A 19,398-nucleotide genomic window follows, 5' to 3' on the forward strand; every position below is an offset into this window, starting at 1 on the left:
GCGGTGGTGGCGGAAACGGCGCAGTCAGCGGCGGTTACGTTGGTGGTGGAATTCCCCCGCGTCCTTTCCCGATCTTCGAGAGTTTCGTCGGAGTCCTGCCCGGTGGCTTGAATTACGGGGCGACATTTCCGCTGTCTGCCTGGCGCCCTGACTTTTTTGCTCAAATAGCATTGCTCGAATTTGCCAGAACCGATTGGCAAACCATCACTGTTGCCGGCCCGCCAACGGATCACGATGTGATTTTCGGGGAGATCGACGAACTGCTCGGGGCGTCGATGGATAGTCGCAAGAGGTTGGCAGATGAGATCGTCGATCAGGACGTGAGACTTGTCGGCTATTTTGCGCAGGTCCTTATGCTTTCGCCGTCGGCGCATCCAAATACGATCAAGATTCTGGAGATGGCCGATCATGTTGGGCTGATGGTCGCCGTCTACTACAAGCTCAGGTTCAATCGCGGGCGGCCGCAACAGGTGTGGCCGGGGCTTTTCCCAATGGTCGCTTCGCCCTGGCACGCCTCCTATCCGAGCGGACATTCGCTGGAGAGCCACCTGATGGCACTGGCGCTGGGAGAGATTATCCCCGGTGCCAAGAGTGCGCTGAGGGCGCTGGCCGCGCGGATCGGGAAGAATCGCGAGATCGCTGGCGTCCACTACCCGAGTGACACGGCTGCCGGGAAGGCCATTGCTGAAGCCGTGTTTCCGTACCTCCAGCAATGCGGCACCTTCCATGCGGTGACCGAGGCAGCAAAACAAGAGCATTGAACAGTGCCTAATGCCGCAGCCGAGATCGCATCTTTGGATTTTGCAAGGATGCGCTCCGCACGGCCACAAGGAATTGAAGTTGGACCAATCGATCTCAACCACGAGGTATTGCAATGGGTGTGGAAGAAATTTCCGTCATCGAAAGGACGCGGATTCAGTTGGCGCCAGATTTCACGATGCAACATCAGTGTCACATCAATTGGTGCTGGGCAGCCGTCGCTTCCAGCATCTCGCGCTATTACGACGAGACCAGTACTTTCACGCAGTGCCGCATCGCCGACCTTGAATTGAACCGGCATGATTGCTGTGATTTCCCTTGCGGCACGCCGGGCCTGGAATTCGATGTGACGCATACTCTTGGATCACCGCTCAACCGAGTCCGCTGCCTCGCCCTGTTGGCCTACGACCAACGAGCGACACGAATGGAGGTGCAGCAGGAGATCAGTGCAGGGCGACCCATTTGTGTTCGCACGGTCTGGTCGGGAGACGAAGATGAGGAGGGACCGGCGCACTTCGTCGCGATCGTCGGATATCTGGAGGATACCGACAGCCTGGTCATCGAGGATCCCCTTTTCGGCCTAACACCAGAGATCCAGTTTAATCGATTTTGCTCAAACTATCGGGACGCCAAAGGTGTCTGGACGGACACTTACTTCACCAAGCCCCCGGTCTAGAACCTCGCCACCGTGAAAGGAGAGAAAAGATGGCAATTCATCCCAGCGATCCTCCGGCGGCTGCGGTCGTAGCTGTGAAGCGAGCGGTGGCCATCCGGGTGGGCAACCCGAAATTCCCGCGATCAAGGCTTTCCACTGCCAACCGCGACGCGGTCTTCATTTCCCTGCCGCATCGCATTGCCTATCTGGCTTTTGGCAAGATCCGTCGCGCGGACGACCTCAGAGCGGCTGCGGCGATAGGCAATTGGAGATTTCTTGTGATTGAAGCGAAGCGGCGCACCGCCGCTGATGATAGTGGAGGGGAGGAACAGGAGCCGATCGCTGCTGCGACAATCGTGAAGTCGGCAGCGACGACGTACGAGGCGACGTATGAACTGGGCGACCTGAACGAAGGGCCGTTTGTGGCGGCGACGTCGGAGGCGATCCGTCGTGCCGAGAAGCTTCCTGAGGTTCGGAATGGAGCCTTCGAGGCTTTCCTGCTCACCGTGCCGGCGGTCCATGTGACAGCGCTCTGGCTGCAAGATCGCCATGGCTATGCGGACCTGCTGCTGACGATGCCACCCTCGGACCTGGCCTTGGAGCCGTATCGGCCGATGGCGTCGGCCGCGTTCTTGGATGTCGTGCAAGACCTCGCTCGGAAAGTAACTTCCGAATCCGCGACGAGGGGGTAAGCGGGCAATGTCGGCGCGATGGAAAAGCTCGCAAGTGCGTTAAGCTCGCAAGGGCGCCAAAGTTGGCGAGTCCCGGCATGGGAGCACGCCTAGTCAGCCTGCTTCGGTCGCCGGGGAGCCTTTGACCTCTTTTGCGGAAAGTACGGGTTCACGGCGCAGCTCGCGGAGCGGCCGACGGCGAGAAATCTGCACTGTTCGAGCGAAGTGTAGCGGCAGTCGAAATAGCCGACCGGGCCGTAGATCTGCATGCAGACGGGATAGCTGGGATCGTAGGTCTGCGCGTGCGCCGGCACGCCCGAGAAGAGCAGGCCGGTGGCGACGAGCGCGAAGCGGGCGCGGCGCATCTCAGCGCGGTGGGTAGTAGCCGGGTGAATAGCCCGGTGTCTGGGCGCGCGGACGATTCTGATAGGCGTATGGATCGTCGCTCTGGCCCGTGAAATACGGATTCGCGATGCAGGTCAGCGCGCGGCCCGACGAGCTTGCCTGACACTGTGCGTAACTGTCGAACGTGCAATTGCTCAGCCCCGGCCATTCCTGGCCGGTCAGGCAGAACGCGTGATGCGTGCCGAATGCGCGTGCGGGCGTGCTTGCACTCAGCGTGAGCGCGAATGTGGCGATTGCGAGCGAAAATGTGGCGACAATGGGGAGGGCAATCTGTCTGCGCATCTCAATCTCCAATCACACAATCGTGCGTGCATCAGGTGTCCAGGCACAGATGCAACATACGTCGTGTAGTCGACATTGGAACTCATGAAAACCCTTGTTCCAAAGGGTTTCCCGCGCGCGCTGCTAAACATTCATTAACGCAGCACAGCCCTTTGGCCCCGACTGTTGCGTCGGGGTTACAGCAATTCCGTCGAGCGCTGATATGACGGCCCTACGGCCCGGGGGCCTAACGACGAAACTGGAACGGGAATCAAATGAACAAGAATCTGTTGCTTGCTGCTGTGAGCCTTGTCGCGCTGAGCGCGACTGCGCCGGCGCTGGCTGCTGACCTCGCTGCGCGGCCTTACACCAAGGCGCCCGCGATGATCGCGACCGTCTATGACTGGAGCGGCTTCTACATCGGCATCAACGGCGGCGGCGGTTCGTCGCACGCGACCTGGGATTTCGTTGGCGTTGGCCGCGAAGGTTCGCACGATGCGACGGGCGGCACGGTCGGTGGCCAGATCGGCTATCGCTGGCAGTCCGGCCAGTGGGTGTTCGGCGTGGAAGGCCAGGGCAACTGGGCCGACTTCTCGGGCGACAACACCAGCGCGCTGTTCGCCACCCGCAACCGCACCAAGATCGATGCGTTTGGTCTGATCACCGGTCAGGTTGGCTACGCCTGGAACAACGTCCTGGTCTACGTCAAGGGCGGTGCGGCTGTGGTCAGCAACAAGTACGAGATCTCCAGCACGGCGGGCGCGCTGCTCTCCTCGTCCAGCGACAGCCGCTGGGGTGGCACGGTCGGTGCCGGCCTCGAGTACGGCTTCGCGCCGAACTGGTCGGTTGGCGTCGAGTACAACCACATCTTCCTGTCCGACAAGGACGTGACCTTCGCTGGCTTCGCCGGCTCGGAGCGCATCCGTCAGGACGTCGACATGGGTCTCGTCCGCCTGAACTACAAGTTCGGCGGCCCGATGATCGGTCGCTACTGAGACTGGTCGCTCATTTCGAGCGATCGTCGAAAAGCCCCGGCCTTGCGCCGGGGCTTTTTTGTTGCGTGAATTCAGCGAGTTAACCATCACTTTTCGAGAAAGCTCACACGGCTTGACTCTCGAGAACGAAATGAGAACAATGTTCTTCATACGTTCTGGTGATGGAGCAAGCCATGTTCAGGATTTTCGTGGAAGAAGCCGCCGCACTCGCCTCGATCTCGCTGTTCGTCGGGATGATCGCAATCTGGGCGCAGGTGATTCCGCAGCTCTAGGCCACGGCTGGCCAGAGCCCCCTGGTCATGCCCTTGGGGAAAAGCGGGACGACGCGGCCGTTTCGTGGCTCCGGCGTGGACTCTGAAGCGGTGACGCCCCACCATTGTGAGGCGAGTCGGCTGGGTGGGCGGAAGATGTCCTCATGATCCCCCTGGAGCCGGCGACCGCTCCATCTCATCTGCAAGAGGCCGTCACGCGACCATGCCGAGCGCCGGATTTGTCCACCTTCACGTTCACTCGGCCTATTCGCTGCTCAAGGGCTCGATCAAGATCGCCAAGCTCGCCGAGCTTGCGAAGAAAGACCACCAGCCCGCACTGGCGCTGACCGACACCGACAACATGTTCGGCGCGCTGGAGTTCTCCGACAAGATGGCGGGCTCCGGCATCCAGCCGATCGTCGGCTGCGAGCTCGCGATCGATTTCGGCGACCAGGATCCCAATGCGCGCAACGCGCTGCTGCCGTCGCGTGTGGTGCTGCTGGCGGCCCAGGAGCGCGGCTATCGCAGCCTGATGCGGCTGAACTCGCGCGCGTTCCTCGAATCGCCTGACAGCCACGCGCCTTTCATCAAGTTCGATTGGCTTGACGGTGAGACCGAAGGCTTGATCGCACTCACGGGCGGCCCTGACGGGCCGATCTCGCTCGCGCTTGCCAGCGGGCAGGCCGAAATTGCGGCGACGCGCTGCGAGCGTCTCGCCGGCCTGTTCGGCGATCGCCTCTATGTCGAATTGCAGCGCCACAACATCGACAAGGAGCGCCGCGTCGAAAGCGGGCTGATCGACATCGCCTACGCAAAAGGCCTGCCGCTGGTTGCGACCAACGAGCCGTATTTCGCTTCGAACGACGATTACGAGGCGCACGATGCGCTGCTCTGCATCGCCGGCGGGCGGCTGATCGCCGAGACCGATCGCCTTCAGCTCACGCCCGATCACCGCTTCAAGACCCGCGCCGAGATGGCGGTGCTGTTCGCCGACATTCCGGAGGCGCTGGCCTCGACGGTGGAGATCGCCGAGCGCTGCTCGTTCCGCCCGATGACGCGCAAGCCGATCCTGCCGTTCTTCACGGTCGGCGCCGCCGCAAGCTCCGACGCCGCGTCGGTCGAGGCGGCCGAGCTGAAGCGCCAGGCGGAGGAGGGGCTCGCCAACCGCCTGCGCGTGCACGGCCTGTCGCAGGGCACCACGGAAGAGGACTACGACAAGCGCCTGGCGTTCGAGCTCGACGTCATCATGCGGATGAAATACGCGGGCTACTTCCTGATCGTGTCGGACTTCATCAAATGGGCGAAGGGCCAGGGGATTCCGGTCGGGCCGGGCCGCGGTTCGGGCGCCGGCTCTCTGGTCGCCTGGGCGCTGACCATCACCGACCTCGACCCGATCAAGTTCGGCCTGCTGTTCGAGCGCTTCCTCAATCCGGAACGCGTCTCGATGCCGGACTTCGACATCGATTTCTGCCAGGACCGCCGCGGCGAGGTGATCAGATACGTCCAGGAGCGCTACGGTCGCGACCAGGTCGCGCAGATCATCACCTTCGGTACATTGCAGGCGCGCGGCGTGCTGCGCGACGTCGGCCGCGTGCTGCAGATGCCCTATGGCCAGGTCGACAAGCTGACCAAGCTGGTGCCGCAGAATCCGGCCGCGCCGGTGACGTTGGCCGCCGCGATCGAGAGCGAGCCGAAGCTTCAGGCGTTCCGCGATGAAGACCCGGTGGTGGCGCGTGCCTTCGACATCGCGCAGCGCCTCGAAGGCCTGACCCGCCACGCCTCGACGCACGCGGCCGGCATCGTGATCGGCGATCGCCCCTTGAGCGAACTCGTGCCGATGTACCGCGATCCCAAGTCGGACATGCCGGTAACCCAGTTCAACATGAAATGGGTCGAGCCGGCCGGGCTCGTGAAGTTCGACTTCCTCGGCCTGAAGACGCTGACCGTGCTCGACGTCGCGGTGAAGCTCCTGAAGCCGCGCAACATCGACATCGATCTCGCGACGCTGCCGATCGACGATGCCGAAAGCTACCAGATGCTGGCGCGGGGCGAGGTGGTCGGCGTGTTCCAGGTTGAAAGCCAGGGCATGCGGCGCGCGCTGGTCGACATGCGCCCCGACCGTTTCGAGGACATCATCGCGCTGGTCGCGCTCTATCGCCCGGGCCCGATGGCGAACATCCCGACCTATTGCTCGCGCAAGCACGGCGACGAGGAGCCGGAATATCTGCATCCGGTGCTGGAGCCGATCCTGAAGGAAACCTTCGGCGTCATCATCTACCAGGAACAGGTGATGCAGATCGCGCAGGTCATGTCGGGCTATTCGCTCGGTGACGCCGACCTGCTGCGCCGCGCCATGGGCAAGAAGATCCGCGCCGAGATGGACAAGCAGCGCGACATCTTCGTCGCCGGCGCGGTCAGGAACGGCGTGCCGAAGGGGCAGGCCGAGACCATCTTCGAGCTGCTCGCAAAGTTCGCCGACTACGGCTTCAACAAGAGCCACGCGGCGGCCTACGCGCTCGTGTCCTACCACACCGCCTATATGAAGGCGCATTACCCGGTGGAGTTCATCGCGGCGTCGATGACGCTCGATCTCAACAACACCGACAAGCTCTCCGAATTCCGTTCCGAGGCGCAGCGCCTCGGCATCAAGGTCGAGCCGCCGAACATCAACCGCTCAGGCCCGACCTTCGAGGTCGGTGACAAGACGATCTACTACGCGCTTGCCGCGCTCAAGGGCGTCGGCATCCAGGCCATCGAGCAGATCATCGAGGAGCGGACCAGGCGCGGGCTGTTCACCTCGCTCGCCGACTTCGCCGCGCGGGTCAATCCGCGTGCGATCAACAAGCGCATCATCGAGAGTCTCGCGGCCGCCGGCGCCTTCGACACGCTGGAGCCGAACAGGGCGCGGGTTTTTGCCGGCGCGGACTCGATCCTGGCCGCCTGCCAGCGTGCGCATCAGGCCGAGACCATCGGCCAGAACGACATGTTCGGCATGTCGGCGGATGCGCCGACCATCATGCTGCCGCAGATCGAGCCCTGGCTGCCGGCCGAGCGGTTGCGCCGCGAATATGACGCGATCGGATTCTTCCTGTCGGGCCATCCGCTCGACGATTACGCGATGGTCCTGAAGCGCCTGCGGGTGCAGAGCTGGGCCGAGTTCTCGCGTGCGGTGAAGACCGGCGCCACCGCCGGCAAGGTCGCGGCCACCGTGGTGTCGCGCATGGAGCGGCGCACCAAGACCGGCAACAAGATGGGCATCATGGGGCTCTCTGACCCCACCGGCCATTTCGAGGCGGTGCTGTTCTCCGAAGGCCTCGCGCAATACCGCGATGTGCTCGAGCCGGGCGCCGCCGTGCTGCTCCAGTTGGGCGCGGAATTGCAGGGCGAGGACGTTCGTGCCCGCGTGCTGCATGCCGAGCCGCTCGATGACGCGGCCGCCAAGACGCAGAAGGGCCTGCGCATCTTCGTGCGCGACACCAAGCCGCTGGAGTCGATCGCCAAGCGACTGGCCGGCCCCGACATGGCGGCCTCGAACGGCGCCGCGCCAAAAGTCGGCAGTCCCGGCATCGCGCCGCGCTCGAACGGCGACGGCGAGGTCTCGCTGGTGATGATGCTCGACCTCGAGACTGAGGTCGAGATGAAGCTGCCGGGCCGCTTCAAGGTCTCGCCGCAGATCGCCGGCGCGATCAAGGCGGTCGCGGGCGTCGTGGACGTGCAGCAGCTCTAAAGCACGATGAGATATGGAAGAATCGTCATCGCGCTTGGGATCGGCGTTGGCGTATGATCTCACCACAAACGCGTGCCGCGTTTGTGGTGAGTGAGAATTGCTGCCCTTTTCCGGATCATGCTTTAGCAGCCGATCTCGAATATATGCAGATGGACGCAGCTCTGTGCGGTCGTTGCGCGTGAGGCGAGCGATCGCTTCGGCTTTGCAGCATGGTTCGCGTTGCAGCAATCATCAGTTGCATCATTTATCATTGGTGATTTCTTCACATCGATGCACCTATCATCGCGACGCTTCCATTCGTCCACTGTACCTGGGGAAACGTCACATGTGCGACAAGTGCTCTGAATCTCTGCATCGAGACATCGCGCCGTCGCGGCGATCCGCGATGCTGTTTGGCGCCGCTGCGTTCGGCATGGCCTTCGCCGGCGGAGCTTTCACGAGCGGCGCCTTGGCAAAGGAGGCCAAGCAGCCACCCAAGCCGCAGAACGTGTTGTCGCCCGACGCATCGCTGAAGCGGCTGATGGAGGGCAATGCGCGCTATGTCGACGGTGTGGCGCGGCGCCACGATTTCAAGCACGAGCGCGAGGCGCTGGCCGGTGGACAGAATCCGTTCGCGGCGGTTCTGAGCTGCGCCGATTCACGCATCGCGCCGGAATATGCCTTCGACAGCGGCCGCGGGGATCTCTTCGTCTGCCGCGTCGCCGGAAATTTTGCCGGCACCGAAACTATTGCCAGCATGGAATATGCGGTGGCCGTGCTCAACGCACCGCTGATCCTGGTGCTTGGCCATGATGCCTGCGGCGCGGTCGATGCGACGCTGAAGGCAATCAAGGACAACACGTCGCCGCCGGGACACATTCCCTCGCTGGTCGATGCGATCGCGCCCGCCGCAAAGGCTGCGATGCAGCAGGGCGGGGACGTGCTCAACAAGGCGATCCGGCAGAACGTGATCGACAACGTCGCGAAGCTGAAATCGGCCGCGCCGATCCTCAATGCGGCCGTGGAGCAGGGCAAGCTGAAGGTCGTCGGCGGCATCTACCGGCTCACCACGGGAACAGTCGATCTGATCGCGCAGGGCTGAGCGAGGTTCGCGCCACAACGCGGTCGCGAGGCTTACGCGGGCCTGACGCAGGGACTTGATGGGGCGGGGGCGCCATGCCGCCGCCTCAATCCGCGCTTTTCGTTCAAGAGCCATTCAGCCGGCCGCGCGTCTCATGTACGGTGGCAGCTCAACAACGATAGCGGGCAAGCAAGCCATGCGTGGGACCTACAAGGCCTTCATCTGTTTTCTCTTGCCGATCCTGGCGTTCGCTGCGGCCGCGCCCGATCCGGCGCGCGCGCAGCAGCAGGAAAAGCGAATCGCGCTCGTGGTCGGCAACGGCGCCTACGCCAAGTCGCCGCTGGCGACGACCGCGAACGATGCCGGCCTGATCGCGCAGACGCTGCAAGCGGCGGGCTTCGACGTGGTCGGCGCGCGCGATCTCGACGGCGACACGCTGCGCAAGAGTCTTCGCGATTTCATCCAGAAGGCGCAGGCCTCGGGTCCCGGCACCGTCGCGATGATCTATCTTGCCGGCTATGGCGTCCAGCTTGCGGGCGAGAACTATTTCATCCCGGTCGATTCCAACATCGTCCGCGACACCGACATTCCGACCGAAGGCCTGCGCATCAGCGACTACGCTCGCCAGCTCGCGTCCATTCCGCTCAAGGCCAACATCGTCGTGCTCGATGCGGCGCGCGCGCAGCCCTTCATCGAGGGCGGCCAGCAGATCGCGAGCGGACTGGCGCTGGTCGAGCCGGATCCGAACATGCTGATCGCCTTCAACGCCGCGCCCGGCACGGTCGCGCCGGAAGAGCCCGGCCCGTACGGCATTTATGCGCAATCGCTGGCGGAGATGATTCGTACCGGCGGCCTGCCGCTCGCCGAGGTGTTCGACCGCGTTCGTCTGCGCGTCAACGAGGCCAGCAAGGGCGCGCAGGTGCCGTGGAACGAGGCGAAGATATCGGCGCCCTTCTCGTTCTTCGAGCGCGGGCCCGATGCGCCGCCGCCGGAGGCCGCGCCCGACCAAGTTGCCGCGATCCGCAACAAGCCGATCCGCGATCTCGGCGTGCAGGACGCCTATGCGGCCGCGCTCGAGCGCGACACGTTGCCGGCCTACGAAGAATTTCTCGCGGCCTATCCCGGTGATCCGATGTCGAAGCGCGTGATGGCGATCGTCGCGGCGCGCCGCGAGGCGATCACCTGGCGGCGGACCTATCGCGCCGATACGCCGGACGCCTACTGGTCGTATCTGCGTCGTTATTCGCGCGGTCCGCATGCCGGCGATGCACGGCGCAGGCTTGCAATCCTGACCGCGCCGCTCGAGCCGCCGCCGACTTTCGCGATGATGGACTATGACGTGCCGCCGCCGCCGCCCGAGGAGATCGTCTATGTCGACCGTCCCGTGCTGCTGTTCGGCGACCCCGTGTTCGGCTTCGCGCCGCCACCGCCGCCGCCGGTTTATTATCTGCCGCCGCCGCCGCCGGATTTCATCGTGCTCGAGCCGCCGCTGCCCGTGGTCGGCCTGTTCGTGCTGCCGCAGCCGCTGTTCGTGCCGATCCCGGTGTTCGTCAGGCCGCCGATCTATGTCGCGCCGCCGCCGAACAACATCGTCTTCAACAACATCCATAACACCACGGTCATCAACACCGTGATCAACCGGCCGCCCGCCCCGCCCGTGGGAGCGGGAGGAGGGACCGGGCCTGGCAATCTGAGGCCGGCGATTGCCGACCGCGCCAACCCGGTAGCGCCAATGTTGCCGCAAGCCGCTACGCAGCGCGCCGCGCTGATCCAGCAGGGCAAGGCGCCGATGCCGCCGAGCGCGACGGTCCAGCCGACAGCGAGGCCGGGGATACCTCCGGGGACGCCGGCCAATGTCGCGCCGACCGGCACGCCCCCCGCCGCACCGCCGACCAGGCTGCCACAGACCAACACGCTGCCGGTTCCCGGCGCCCAAGGCGGGCCGCCGTCGCCGCCTGCCGGGGCAGGGACGTCGCCTGGCGGCAGGCCCTTGGCGCCGACGGCAAATGCACCCGGTGCGCCCCCGTCGACGCATCCGGGGGCGCCAACCACGGCTGCGCCCGGCACAACGCTGCCTTCCCATCCTGGCGCGCCAACGGCCGGCACTCCGACGACCGTTGCGCCCACCGCGAACCCGGCTGCGCCCGGCCAACCGCCGAAGCCGCCGGTTGCTCAGACCCCGGCCGGCGGCGCGCCCGCTGGCGGCAAGTCTGCAACCCGCGAGCCGGCTGTCGCGCCGCCAACTGCTGCGGGCACACCGCCCGGCACGCCCTCGGGCGCCACGGGCAAGCCGGTCACGCCGCCGCCCTCGGCCGCGCGCGAGCCGGTCAAACCGCAGAACTTGCCCGCGACCCCTCCAGCGCAGGCCGCCCGGCCGTCGCCGTCAACTCCAGCATCGCGGCCGCAGGCCGTGGCGAGGCCGACGCCGCCACCGCCCGCCGCTCGCCCGGCACCGCCGCCGCATGTCGCATCGCCTCCGCCGGCCCGAGCGGCTCCGCCTGTGGCCGTTGCACGGCCGGCGCCTCCGCCCATGGCCCGGCCTGCACCTCCACCCGTGGCGCGGCCCGCGCCGCCACCGCCGGTCGCCCGGCCGGCACCACCGCCGCCGCCGCGGATGGCCGTCGCGCCCCCGCCGCGTCCAGCGGCACCTCCGCCGCACCCAGCGGCGCCGGCAGCGAAAAAGTGCCCGCCGAACCAGCCCAAGTGCTAGGTCTTTGCGGGCTGGCGTGGTCTTTACGGAAGAGGGCCTTCGGGAGGCGAAAACAGCCCCCGAAAGGCCCTTATTTCCTTGCTTCTGGCCGAAATGGCGCTATATAGCGCCCCATCTCACACGGAAACATGGCTCACAAGGCCGTCCGGTGGCAACCGGGGCGAGAACGCTCCGTTTTGCTCACACGTTTCCGGAGGAACCAACCGGAGAATTGAAACTATGGCGCTACCCGATTTCACCATGCGTCAGCTCCTCGAAGCTGGCGTGCACTTTGGTCACCAGTCTCACCGCTGGAATCCGAAAATGGCACCGTTCATTTTCGGCGCCCGCAACAACATCCACATCGTCGACCTCGCGCAGACCGTGCCGTTGCTGCACACCGCCTTGCAGGCGGTCAGCGACACCGTCGCCAAAGGCGGCCGCATCCTGTTCGTCGGCACCAAGCGCCAGGCGCAGGACGGCGTCGCGGACGCTGCCAAGCGCTGCGCGCAGTATTTCGTCAATTCGCGCTGGCTCGGCGGCACGCTGACCAACTGGAAGACGATCTCGGCCTCGATCAAGCGCCTGCGTCATCTCGATGACGTGCTGTCCGGCGGCGACGCCAGCTCCTACACCAAGAAGGAGCGCCTGACGCTTCAGCGCGAGCGCGACAAGCTCGATCGCTCGCTCGGCGGCATCAAGGACATGGGCGGTCTGCCCGACCTGATCTTCGTGATCGACACCAACAAGGAAGACATCGCGATCCAGGAAGCCCAGCGGCTCAACATCCCGGTCGCCGCGATCGTCGACACCAATTCGGATCCCAAGGGCATCACCTATGTGGTCCCGGGCAATGACGACGCCGGCCGCGCGATCGCGCTGTATTGCGACCTGATCGCACGTGCGGCGATCGACGGCATCTCGCGCGCCCAGGGCGATTCGGGCATCGACATCGGCGCCTCGGCTCGTCCGGTCGCCGAAGAGCTGCCGGCCGCTTCCTCGAGCGGCTTCCAGGGCCTTGCCGGTCCGCGCGGCACCGCCGACGACCTCAAGAAGCTCCCGGGCGTGTCGGGCGCGATCGAGAAGAAGTTCAACGACCTCGGCATCTTCCACTTCTGGCAGCTCGCCGAGCTCGATCACGACACCGCGCACAAGATCGGCGAAGAAGTCGGTCTGCCGAGCCGTGCCGATGCCTGGGTGGCCAAGGCCAAGGCGCTGACCGCGGAAGCGGAATAGTCAAAAAGAGCGATGGGTTGGCCGGATATAAGTCCGGCCACCATTTCAGTTGACGCGAATTCCTGAGATGGACCGCGGCGGGGCTGTTTGATGCCACGCCGCGGCAAACCGGCAGGCAAGAAGGATTTTCAACGATGGCAACGATCACAGCTGCGATGGTCAAGGATCTGCGCGAGTCCACCGGCGCAGGCATGATGGACTGCAAGGCCGCGCTCACCGAAAACGACGGCAACATGGAAGCGGCGCAGGACTGGCTGCGCAAGAAGGGCCTGTCGAAGGCCGCCAAGAAGTCCGGCCGCGTCGCCGCGGAAGGCCTGATCGGCGCGCTCACCAAGGGCACCAAGGGCGTCGTGGTCGAGGTCAACTCCGAGACCGACTTCGTCGCGCGCAACGGTCAGTTCCAGGGCCTCGTCAAGATGGTCGCGCAGGTCGCATTCGACGTCGGCGCCGATGTCGAGAAGATCAAGGCCGCCAAGGTCGGTGACGTCACGATCGAAGCCGCAATCAACGACGCGATCGCCACCATCGGCGAGAACATGACGCTGCGTCGCGCAGCTTCGCTCGAAGTGACGCAGGGCGTCGTGTCGAGCTACGTCCACGGCGCCGTCGTCGAAGGCGCCGGCAAGATGGGCGTGATCGTCGCGCTCGAATCGCCGGGCAAGGCCGATGAGCTCGCAGCCCTCGGTCGCCAGATCGCGATGCATGTCGCGGCCACGAACCCGCTCGCGCTCGAGCCGTCCGGCCTCGATCCGGCGGTCGTGAAGCGCGAGAAGGACGTGCTCGCCGACAAATATCGCCAGCAGGGCAAGCCCGAGAACGTGATCGAGAAGATCGTCGAGTCCGGCCTCAAGACCTATTACAAGGAAGTCTGCCTGCTCGAGCAGGCCTTCATCCACGACACCGGCAAGTCGGTGGCGCAGGCGGTGAAGGAAGCCGAAGGCAAGGTCGGCGGCGCGGTGAAGATCGCGGGCTTTGTGCGCTATGCTCTCGGTGAGGGAATCGAGAAGCAGGAAAGCGACTTCGCGGCCGAGGTCGCAGCGGCCAGCGGCAAGAAGTAAGCGCCGGTACGTTCCTTCCGGCTTGCCGCCGGAAGCGGCGCCCGGACGGGGAAAGTGCTCATGACTGATCCGGTCTATCGTCGCGTCGTGATCAAGCTGTCCGGCGAGTATCTCGCGGGGCAGCAGGGTTTTGGCATCGATCAGCCGACCCTCGACCGGGTTGCGGACGATCTGATCGCCGCCCGCCAGCTCGGCACCGAGGTTGCGGTGGTGATCGGCGGCGGCAACATCGTGCGCGGCGTCGAAGTGTCCTCGCAAGGGGTGTCGCGCACCACCGGCGACACCATGGGCATGCTCGCCACCATGATGAACTGCCTCGCGCTGGAGGCGACGATCGAGCGCAAGGGCACACCGGCACGTACGCTGTCGGCCTTCGTCATGCCCGAGATTTCCGAGCTGTTCACCCGCACCGCGGCGCACAAATACCTCGCCGAGGGCCGGATCGTGCTGCTCGGGGGCGGAACCGGCAATCCGTTCTTCACCACCGATACGACCGCGGTGCTGCGGGCCGCCGAGATCGGAGCCGAGGCTGTGCTGAAAGCAACCAATGTCGACGGCGTCTACTCGGCCGACCCCAAAAAGGATCCGACCGCCACGCGATTCGACCGGCTGACGCATTCGCAGGCGATCGAGGGCGGCTACAAGGTGATGGATGCGACCGCCTTCGCGCTTGCCCGCGAGACGTTGCTGCCTATCATCGTATTCTCGATCGCGGAGCCGGGTTCGATCGGCGCTGTGCTGCGTGGCGGCGGCCACGGAACCGTCGTCGCCGGCTGACGGCTCGTCGGTCGCGCCTGAAGGGCGCGGAGTGGGTCGCCGGGATTTTGAAGGAGAAACGTGATGGCCACGGGTAATTTCGACCTCAACGAAGTGAAGCGTCGCATGCAGGGCGCCGTCCAGGCCCTCAAGCACGAGCTTGGCGGCCTGCGCACGGGGCGCGCGTCAGCCTCGATGCTCGACCCGGTGCAGGTCGAGGCTTATGGCAGCCACATGCCGCTCAACCAGCTCGCCACCGTCAGCGTGCCGGAGCCGCGGCTGATCTCGGTGCAGGTCTGGGACAAGTCGATGGTCAAGCCGGTCGAGAAGGCGATCGTCGATTCCAATCTCGGCCTGTCGCCCGCGACCGAAGGCCAGGTGCTGCGCCTGCGCATCCCCGAGCTCAACGAGGAGCGTCGCAAGGAGCTCGTCAAGGTCGCGCACAAATACGCGGAAGCGGCCAAGGTCGCCGCGCGTCACGTCCGCCGCGATGGCCTCGACGTCCTCAAGAAGCTCGAGAAGAATCACGAGATGTCGGAAGACGATCAGAAGCGTCACGCCGACGAGGTGCAGAAGGCGACCGACGGCACCATCTCCGAGATCGACCAGTTGCTGGCTGCCAAGGAAAAAGAAATCCTCACCGTCTAAAGCGCGATCATCGCGCTTTAGGTTATTGTTCGCGCATGGTCTTTTCGGAAAACCGCGTCGCACTTGTCCGGATCATGCTTTTGGGGCCGCCTTCATGTCCAACGCCGCCGCGCCAGCAACCGAAGGACCCGACCGGTCCGACGCGCCTGCGCATGTCGCCATCATCATGGATGGCAACGGGCGTTGGGCCGCCGCGCGCGGCCTGCCGCGGGCCGAAGGGCATCGCCGCGGCGTCGAGGCGTTGCGCCGGGTGGTGCGTGCCTCGCACGAGCTCGGCATCCGCTATCTCACCATCTTCTCCTTCTCTTCGGAGAACTGGTCGCGCCCGGCGAGCGAGATCGGCGATCTGTTTGGTCTCCTGCGTCGCTTCATCCGCAACGATCTCGCGAGCCTGCACCGCGATGGCGTCAAGGTCCGCATCATCGGCGAGCGCGACGGACTCGATAGCGACATCTGCGCACTCCTCAACGAGGCCGAGGAGCTGACGCGCGACAACACGCGCCTGACGCTGGTCGTCGCCTTCAATTACGGTTCGCGGCAGGAAATCGCGAAAGCGGCGCAGAAGCTCGCGCGGGAAGTCGCAGACGGCAAGCGCGCCCCTGAAACGATCGACGCCGAGACGATCGGGGCTCATCTCGATGCGCCCGACATCCCCGATCCCGATCTCATCATCCGCACCAGCGGCGAGCAGCGGCTGTCCAACTTCCTGATGTGGCAGGCCGCCTACAGCGAGCTGGTCTTCGTGCCGATCCACTGGCCCGATTTCGACAAGGCGGCGCTGGAAGGCGCGATCGCCGAATTCGCCAGACGCGAGCGCCGTTTCGGCGGTCTGGTCGCGAAAAACGCCTCGTGAGCGAACCCGACGCCGCATCGGCGGGCGAGAAGCCTGCCCCGAGCAATCTCGTAATGCGAGTCCTCGCAGCGCTGGTGCTGGCGCCGCTCGCTATTGCACTCGCTTATGCCGGCGGCTGGCTGTGGGCGCTTCTCGTCACCCTGGTGTCGATCGGGCTGTTTGCGGAATGGCTGATGGTGGTGGGCGCGGGGTCTGCCGCACTGACCGGGGCAGGGACCATCGTCATCGCCATGATGGGGGCTTGCGTCGCCTTCGGCGCGCTCAAGACCGCGATCATCACCGGCCTCATCGGCGGCGCGATCGTGACGCTGATCGCGCGGGGCAAGTTCATCTGGGCGGCCACCGGCTTCGCCTACGCATCGGCGGCGCTGCTGGCCTCGATCCTGGTGCGGCAGGATCTCGTCAACGGCTTCGCCGCGCTGATGTTCGTGCTGCTCGTGGTGTGGGCGACCGATATCGGCGGCTATTTCGCCGGACGCAGCATTGGCGGACCGAAACTATGGCCGCGCGTGAGCCCGAAGAAGACCTGGTCCGGGGCGCTCGGTGGCTTCGCGGCGAGCCTTTTGGTTGCGGCCGGTTTTGCGGCGTGCGGGATCGGAAAGGCGGTTCCACTGCTGCTCGTCAGCGCCATCCTGTCGGTGGTATCGCAGGCGGGCGATCTGTTCGAATCCGCGGTGAAGCGGCGCTTCGGCGTCAAGGATTCCAGTCACTTGATTCCCGGCCATGGCGGGCTACTGGACCGTCTGGACGGTTTTGTTGCCGCCATCCTGATGGCATGGATTATCGGCTTTCTCCGCCATGGTGTGCATAGCGCCGGAAGCGGTCTTATGGTTTGGTGAGGATATGAGCGCGGTCCCATTGCGTAACAACAAGGCTGCGGCGTCGACCGTCCGCAGTGTCACGGTTCTCGGCGCCACCGGCTCGATCGGCGACAGCACGATGGATCTGCTGCGCGCCTCTCCCGAGCGCTATCGCGTCGAAGCCTTGACGGCGAACGGCAATGTCGAAGCGCTGGCCAAGCTCGCCAAGGAGTTTTCCGCGCGCTACGTCGCGATCGCCGACACGTCCAAGTTCGCCGAGCTCAAGACTGCGCTCGCGGGAACGAGCACGGAATGCGGCGCGGGCGAAAGCGCGGTGATCGAGGCCGGCGCGCGTCCGGCCGATTGGGTGATGGCCGCCGTAAGCGGCGCCGCCGGACTGAAGCCGGCCCTGGCCGCGGTCGATCGCGGCGCGCATGTCGCGCTCGCCAACAAGGAATGTCTCGTCTGCGCCGGCGATTTCTTCATGCAGCGCGCGGCGAAAGCGGGCGCCTGCATCCTGCCGGCCGATTCCGAGCACAATGCGCTGTTCCAGGCGCTCGGCTCAGGCAACCGCGACGAGCTCGTCCGCGTCATCATCACCGCCTCGGGTGGGCCGTTCCGGACCTGGAAGCCCGCCGACATCGAGCAGGCGACCCTCGAGCAGGCCCTGAAGCATCCGAACTGGAGCATGGGCCAGAAGATCACGATCGATTCCGCCTCGATGATGAACAAGGGCCTCGAGGTGATCGAGGCGTCCTATCTGTTCGCGCTCTCGCCCGACGAGATCGACGTCCTCGTGCATCCGCAGTCGATCATCCACGGCATGGTCGAGTTCTCCGACCGTTCGGTGGTGGCCCAGCTCGGTTCTCCCGACATGCGCACGCCGATCGCGCACTGCCTCGGCTGGCCCGATCGCATCAAGGGGCCGGCGGCCAAGCTCGATCTGGCCAAGATCGGCCAGCTGACGTTCGAGGCGCCGGATTTCGAGCGCTTCCCCGGACTTCGGCTGGCCTTCGATTCGCTCCGGACCGGGAAGGGGGCGACCACTGTCTACAACGCCGCCAACGAGGTCGCGGTCGCCGCGTTCATCGCCGGCAAGATCCGGTTCGGCGCGATCGCGCGGCTGGTCGAGGCGACGTTGGACGACTGGATTCGCGGCGGGAACCAGGCTCCTCTGACGTCCGCCGACGATGCAATCTCTGTTGACCATGTTGCGCGAAATAGAGCTGCCGCCCTATTGCCTCAAATTGCCTTAAAGGCATCCTAGATGGCACGGGGCCAGGGCCTTGCGGCGCTGGATGAGGGAATTCGATGATCGACTTTTTCGTCCATAGTTTCAATGCGTTGAGCCATGGGCTCCTCGGCTACGCGGTTCCCTTCCTGTTCGTCCTGACGATCGTCGTGTTCTTCCATGAGCTCGGCCATTTCCTGGTCGCGCGCTGGGCGGGCGTTCGGGTGCTGACCTTCTCGCTCGGTTTCGGACCGGAGCTGGTCGGTTTCAACGACCGCCATGGCACCCGCTGGAAGATCTCGGCGATCCCGCTCGGCGGCTACGTTAAGTTCTTCGGCGACGAGAGCGAGGCTTCGACCCCGTCGGCCGAGACGCTCGCGGCCATGACGGCCGAGGAGCGCGCCGGCAGCTTCCATCACAAGAAGGTCGGCCCGCGCGCCGCCATCGTCGCGGCCGGACCGATCGCCAATTTCATCCTGGGCGCGCTGATCTTCGCCGCCATGGCGCTCTATTACGGCAAGCCGAGCACGATCGCCCGCGTCGATGGCGTCGTCGCCGACGGCGCTGCGGCCACGGCCGGCTTCAAGATCGGCGACGTCGTCGTGCAGATCGACGGCAAGCCGATCGAGAGCTTTGCCGACATGCAGCGAATCGTTGCGATGAATGCGGGTTCGGCGCTTGCCTTCCAGGTCAAGCGGGACGGCGCCATCGTCTCCCTGACCGCGACGCCGGCGCTGCTCGAGCGCAAGGATCCGTTCGGCAACAGCCACCGCCTCGGCGTGCTCGGCGTCGAGCACAAGTCCCAGGCCGGCGAGGCCTCGACCACGCCGGTCGGCGTCGGCGAAGCGCTCAAGATCGGGGTCGAGCAGGTCTGGTTCATCATCACCAGCACCTTCAAGTTCCTTGGCTCGCTGTTTGTCGGACAAGGCAATCCCAACGAGGTCAGCGGCGTGCTCGGCATCGCCAAGATGTCGGGGCAGGCGGCCAGCGCCGGGTTCCAGTTCGTGATCAATCTGTGCGCGGTGCTGTCGGTGTCGATTGGGCTGTTGAACCTGTTCCCGATCCCGCTGCTCGATGGCGGTCACCTGATGTTCTACGCGGCGGAGGTGGTCCGGGGCCGCCCCCTGTCCGAGCGGACTCAGGAGATGGGGTTCCGAATCGGGCTCGGTTTGGTGCTGATGCTGATGGTGTTTGCCACCTATAACGACATCTTGCGGATGGCAGCTTCCTGATACGGGCTTTTTTGTGGCGTTGCTCATGAGCAACGTCTTGGAATGAAATTGAAATTACGGTGTCAGCGGCCGTTTGCGACATCGGGGAAATTGGCTACAAGCGGCTTCGAA

At 65.0% G+C, this 19,398-nt stretch carries 17 protein-coding genes; 15 read left to right on the forward strand and 2 right to left on the reverse strand.

Going from position 1 to position 19,398, the window contains the following annotated elements; genetic code table 11:
• The 3 genes from IVB46_RS10425 to IVB46_RS10435 all read left to right on the forward strand — a co-directional run.
• The coding region (locus IVB46_RS10425; RefSeq protein WP_247342704.1) for a phosphatase PAP2 family protein at positions 1-761 on the forward strand (761 nt) is incomplete at its 5' end.
• 113 nt (positions 762-874) lie between these two features.
• Positions 875-1,435, forward strand: a complete 561-nt coding sequence (locus IVB46_RS10430) for a papain-like cysteine protease family protein (protein WP_247305062.1) — start codon at positions 875-877, stop codon at positions 1,433-1,435.
• 29 nt (positions 1,436-1,464) lie between these two features.
• Positions 1,465-2,106 carry a hypothetical protein gene (locus IVB46_RS10435; RefSeq protein ID WP_247305065.1) on the forward strand — a complete coding sequence of 214 codons (642 nt, stop codon included), beginning with the start codon at positions 1,465-1,467 and terminating at the stop codon, positions 2,104-2,106.
• An 89-nt stretch (positions 2,107-2,195) separates the two neighbouring features.
• On the opposite strand, the gene IVB46_RS10440 is transcribed toward IVB46_RS10435, so the two are convergent.
• Positions 2,196-2,450, reverse strand: a complete 255-nt coding sequence (locus IVB46_RS10440; protein WP_071913454.1) for a DUF3551 domain-containing protein — start codon at positions 2,448-2,450, stop codon at positions 2,196-2,198.
• Position 2,451: 1 nt separating this feature from the next.
• Positions 2,452-2,772: a DUF3551 domain-containing protein gene (locus tag IVB46_RS10445; protein ID WP_063986338.1), complete on the reverse strand. Its 321-nt coding sequence runs from the start codon at positions 2,770-2,772 to the stop codon at positions 2,452-2,454.
• 254 nt (positions 2,773-3,026) lie between these two features.
• On the opposite strand from IVB46_RS10445, the gene IVB46_RS10450 reads away from it, so the two are divergent.
• The 12 genes from IVB46_RS10450 to rseP all read left to right on the forward strand — a co-directional run bounded on the left by IVB46_RS10450 (position 3,027) and on the right by rseP (position 19,287).
• Positions 3,027-3,746 (forward strand): outer membrane beta-barrel protein, encoded by a 720-nt coding sequence (locus tag IVB46_RS10450; protein WP_063983028.1) that lies wholly within the window; start codon positions 3,027-3,029, stop codon positions 3,744-3,746.
• Positions 3,747-4,220: 474 nt separating this feature from the next.
• The gene (dnaE, locus tag IVB46_RS10455) at positions 4,221-7,724 is read left to right on the forward strand and encodes a DNA polymerase III subunit alpha (protein ID WP_247305068.1); all 3,504 of its coding nucleotides are present in this window, start codon (positions 4,221-4,223) and stop codon (positions 7,722-7,724) included.
• Between the two features lie 325 nt (positions 7,725-8,049).
• Positions 8,050-8,805 (forward strand): carbonic anhydrase, encoded by a 756-nt coding sequence (locus IVB46_RS10460; protein WP_247305071.1) that lies wholly within the window; start codon positions 8,050-8,052, stop codon positions 8,803-8,805.
• Positions 8,806-8,980: 175 nt separating this feature from the next.
• The gene (locus tag IVB46_RS10465; RefSeq protein WP_247305073.1) at positions 8,981-11,494 is read left to right on the forward strand and encodes a caspase domain-containing protein; all 2,514 of its coding nucleotides are present in this window, start codon (positions 8,981-8,983) and stop codon (positions 11,492-11,494) included.
• 219 nt (positions 11,495-11,713) lie between these two features.
• Positions 11,714-12,709, forward strand: a complete 996-nt coding sequence (locus IVB46_RS10470; protein ID WP_028151700.1) for a 30S ribosomal protein S2 — start codon at positions 11,714-11,716, stop codon at positions 12,707-12,709.
• A 134-nt stretch (positions 12,710-12,843) separates the two neighbouring features.
• Complete coding sequence (tsf, locus tag IVB46_RS10475) at positions 12,844-13,767, forward strand: translation elongation factor Ts (protein WP_028169462.1); 924 nt, start codon at positions 12,844-12,846, stop codon at positions 13,765-13,767.
• Positions 13,768-13,827: 60 nt separating this feature from the next.
• Positions 13,828-14,544, forward strand: a complete 717-nt coding sequence (gene pyrH, locus IVB46_RS10480; RefSeq protein WP_028151698.1) for a UMP kinase — start codon at positions 13,828-13,830, stop codon at positions 14,542-14,544.
• A 63-nt stretch (positions 14,545-14,607) separates the two neighbouring features.
• The gene (gene frr, locus IVB46_RS10485) at positions 14,608-15,171 is read left to right on the forward strand and encodes a ribosome recycling factor (protein WP_014494937.1); all 564 of its coding nucleotides are present in this window, start codon (positions 14,608-14,610) and stop codon (positions 15,169-15,171) included.
• A gap of 94 nt (positions 15,172-15,265) precedes the next feature.
• Positions 15,266-16,024 carry an isoprenyl transferase gene (locus IVB46_RS10490; protein ID WP_014494938.1) on the forward strand — a complete coding sequence of 253 codons (759 nt, stop codon included), beginning with the start codon at positions 15,266-15,268 and terminating at the stop codon, positions 16,022-16,024.
• On the forward strand, positions 16,021-16,863 hold the full coding sequence (locus IVB46_RS10495; protein WP_094184442.1) for a phosphatidate cytidylyltransferase: 843 nt from the start codon (positions 16,021-16,023) through the stop codon (positions 16,861-16,863). The genes IVB46_RS10490 and IVB46_RS10495 overlap by 4 nt, the downstream gene beginning before the upstream one ends.
• Positions 16,864-16,867: 4 nt before the next feature.
• Positions 16,868-18,091, forward strand: coding sequence for a 1-deoxy-D-xylulose-5-phosphate reductoisomerase (gene dxr / locus IVB46_RS10500; RefSeq protein WP_063983032.1), 1,224 nt, complete (start codon positions 16,868-16,870; stop codon positions 18,089-18,091).
• A gap of 44 nt (positions 18,092-18,135) precedes the next feature.
• Positions 18,136-19,287 carry an RIP metalloprotease RseP gene (rseP, locus tag IVB46_RS10505; RefSeq protein ID WP_247305079.1) on the forward strand — a complete coding sequence of 384 codons (1,152 nt, stop codon included), beginning with the start codon at positions 18,136-18,138 and terminating at the stop codon, positions 19,285-19,287.
• Positions 19,288-19,398 lie beyond the last annotated feature (111 nt).

The sequence above is a fragment of the Bradyrhizobium sp. 61 genome, assembly GCF_023073075.1.
GTDB lineage: Bacteria > Pseudomonadota > Alphaproteobacteria > Rhizobiales > Xanthobacteraceae > Bradyrhizobium > Bradyrhizobium barranii.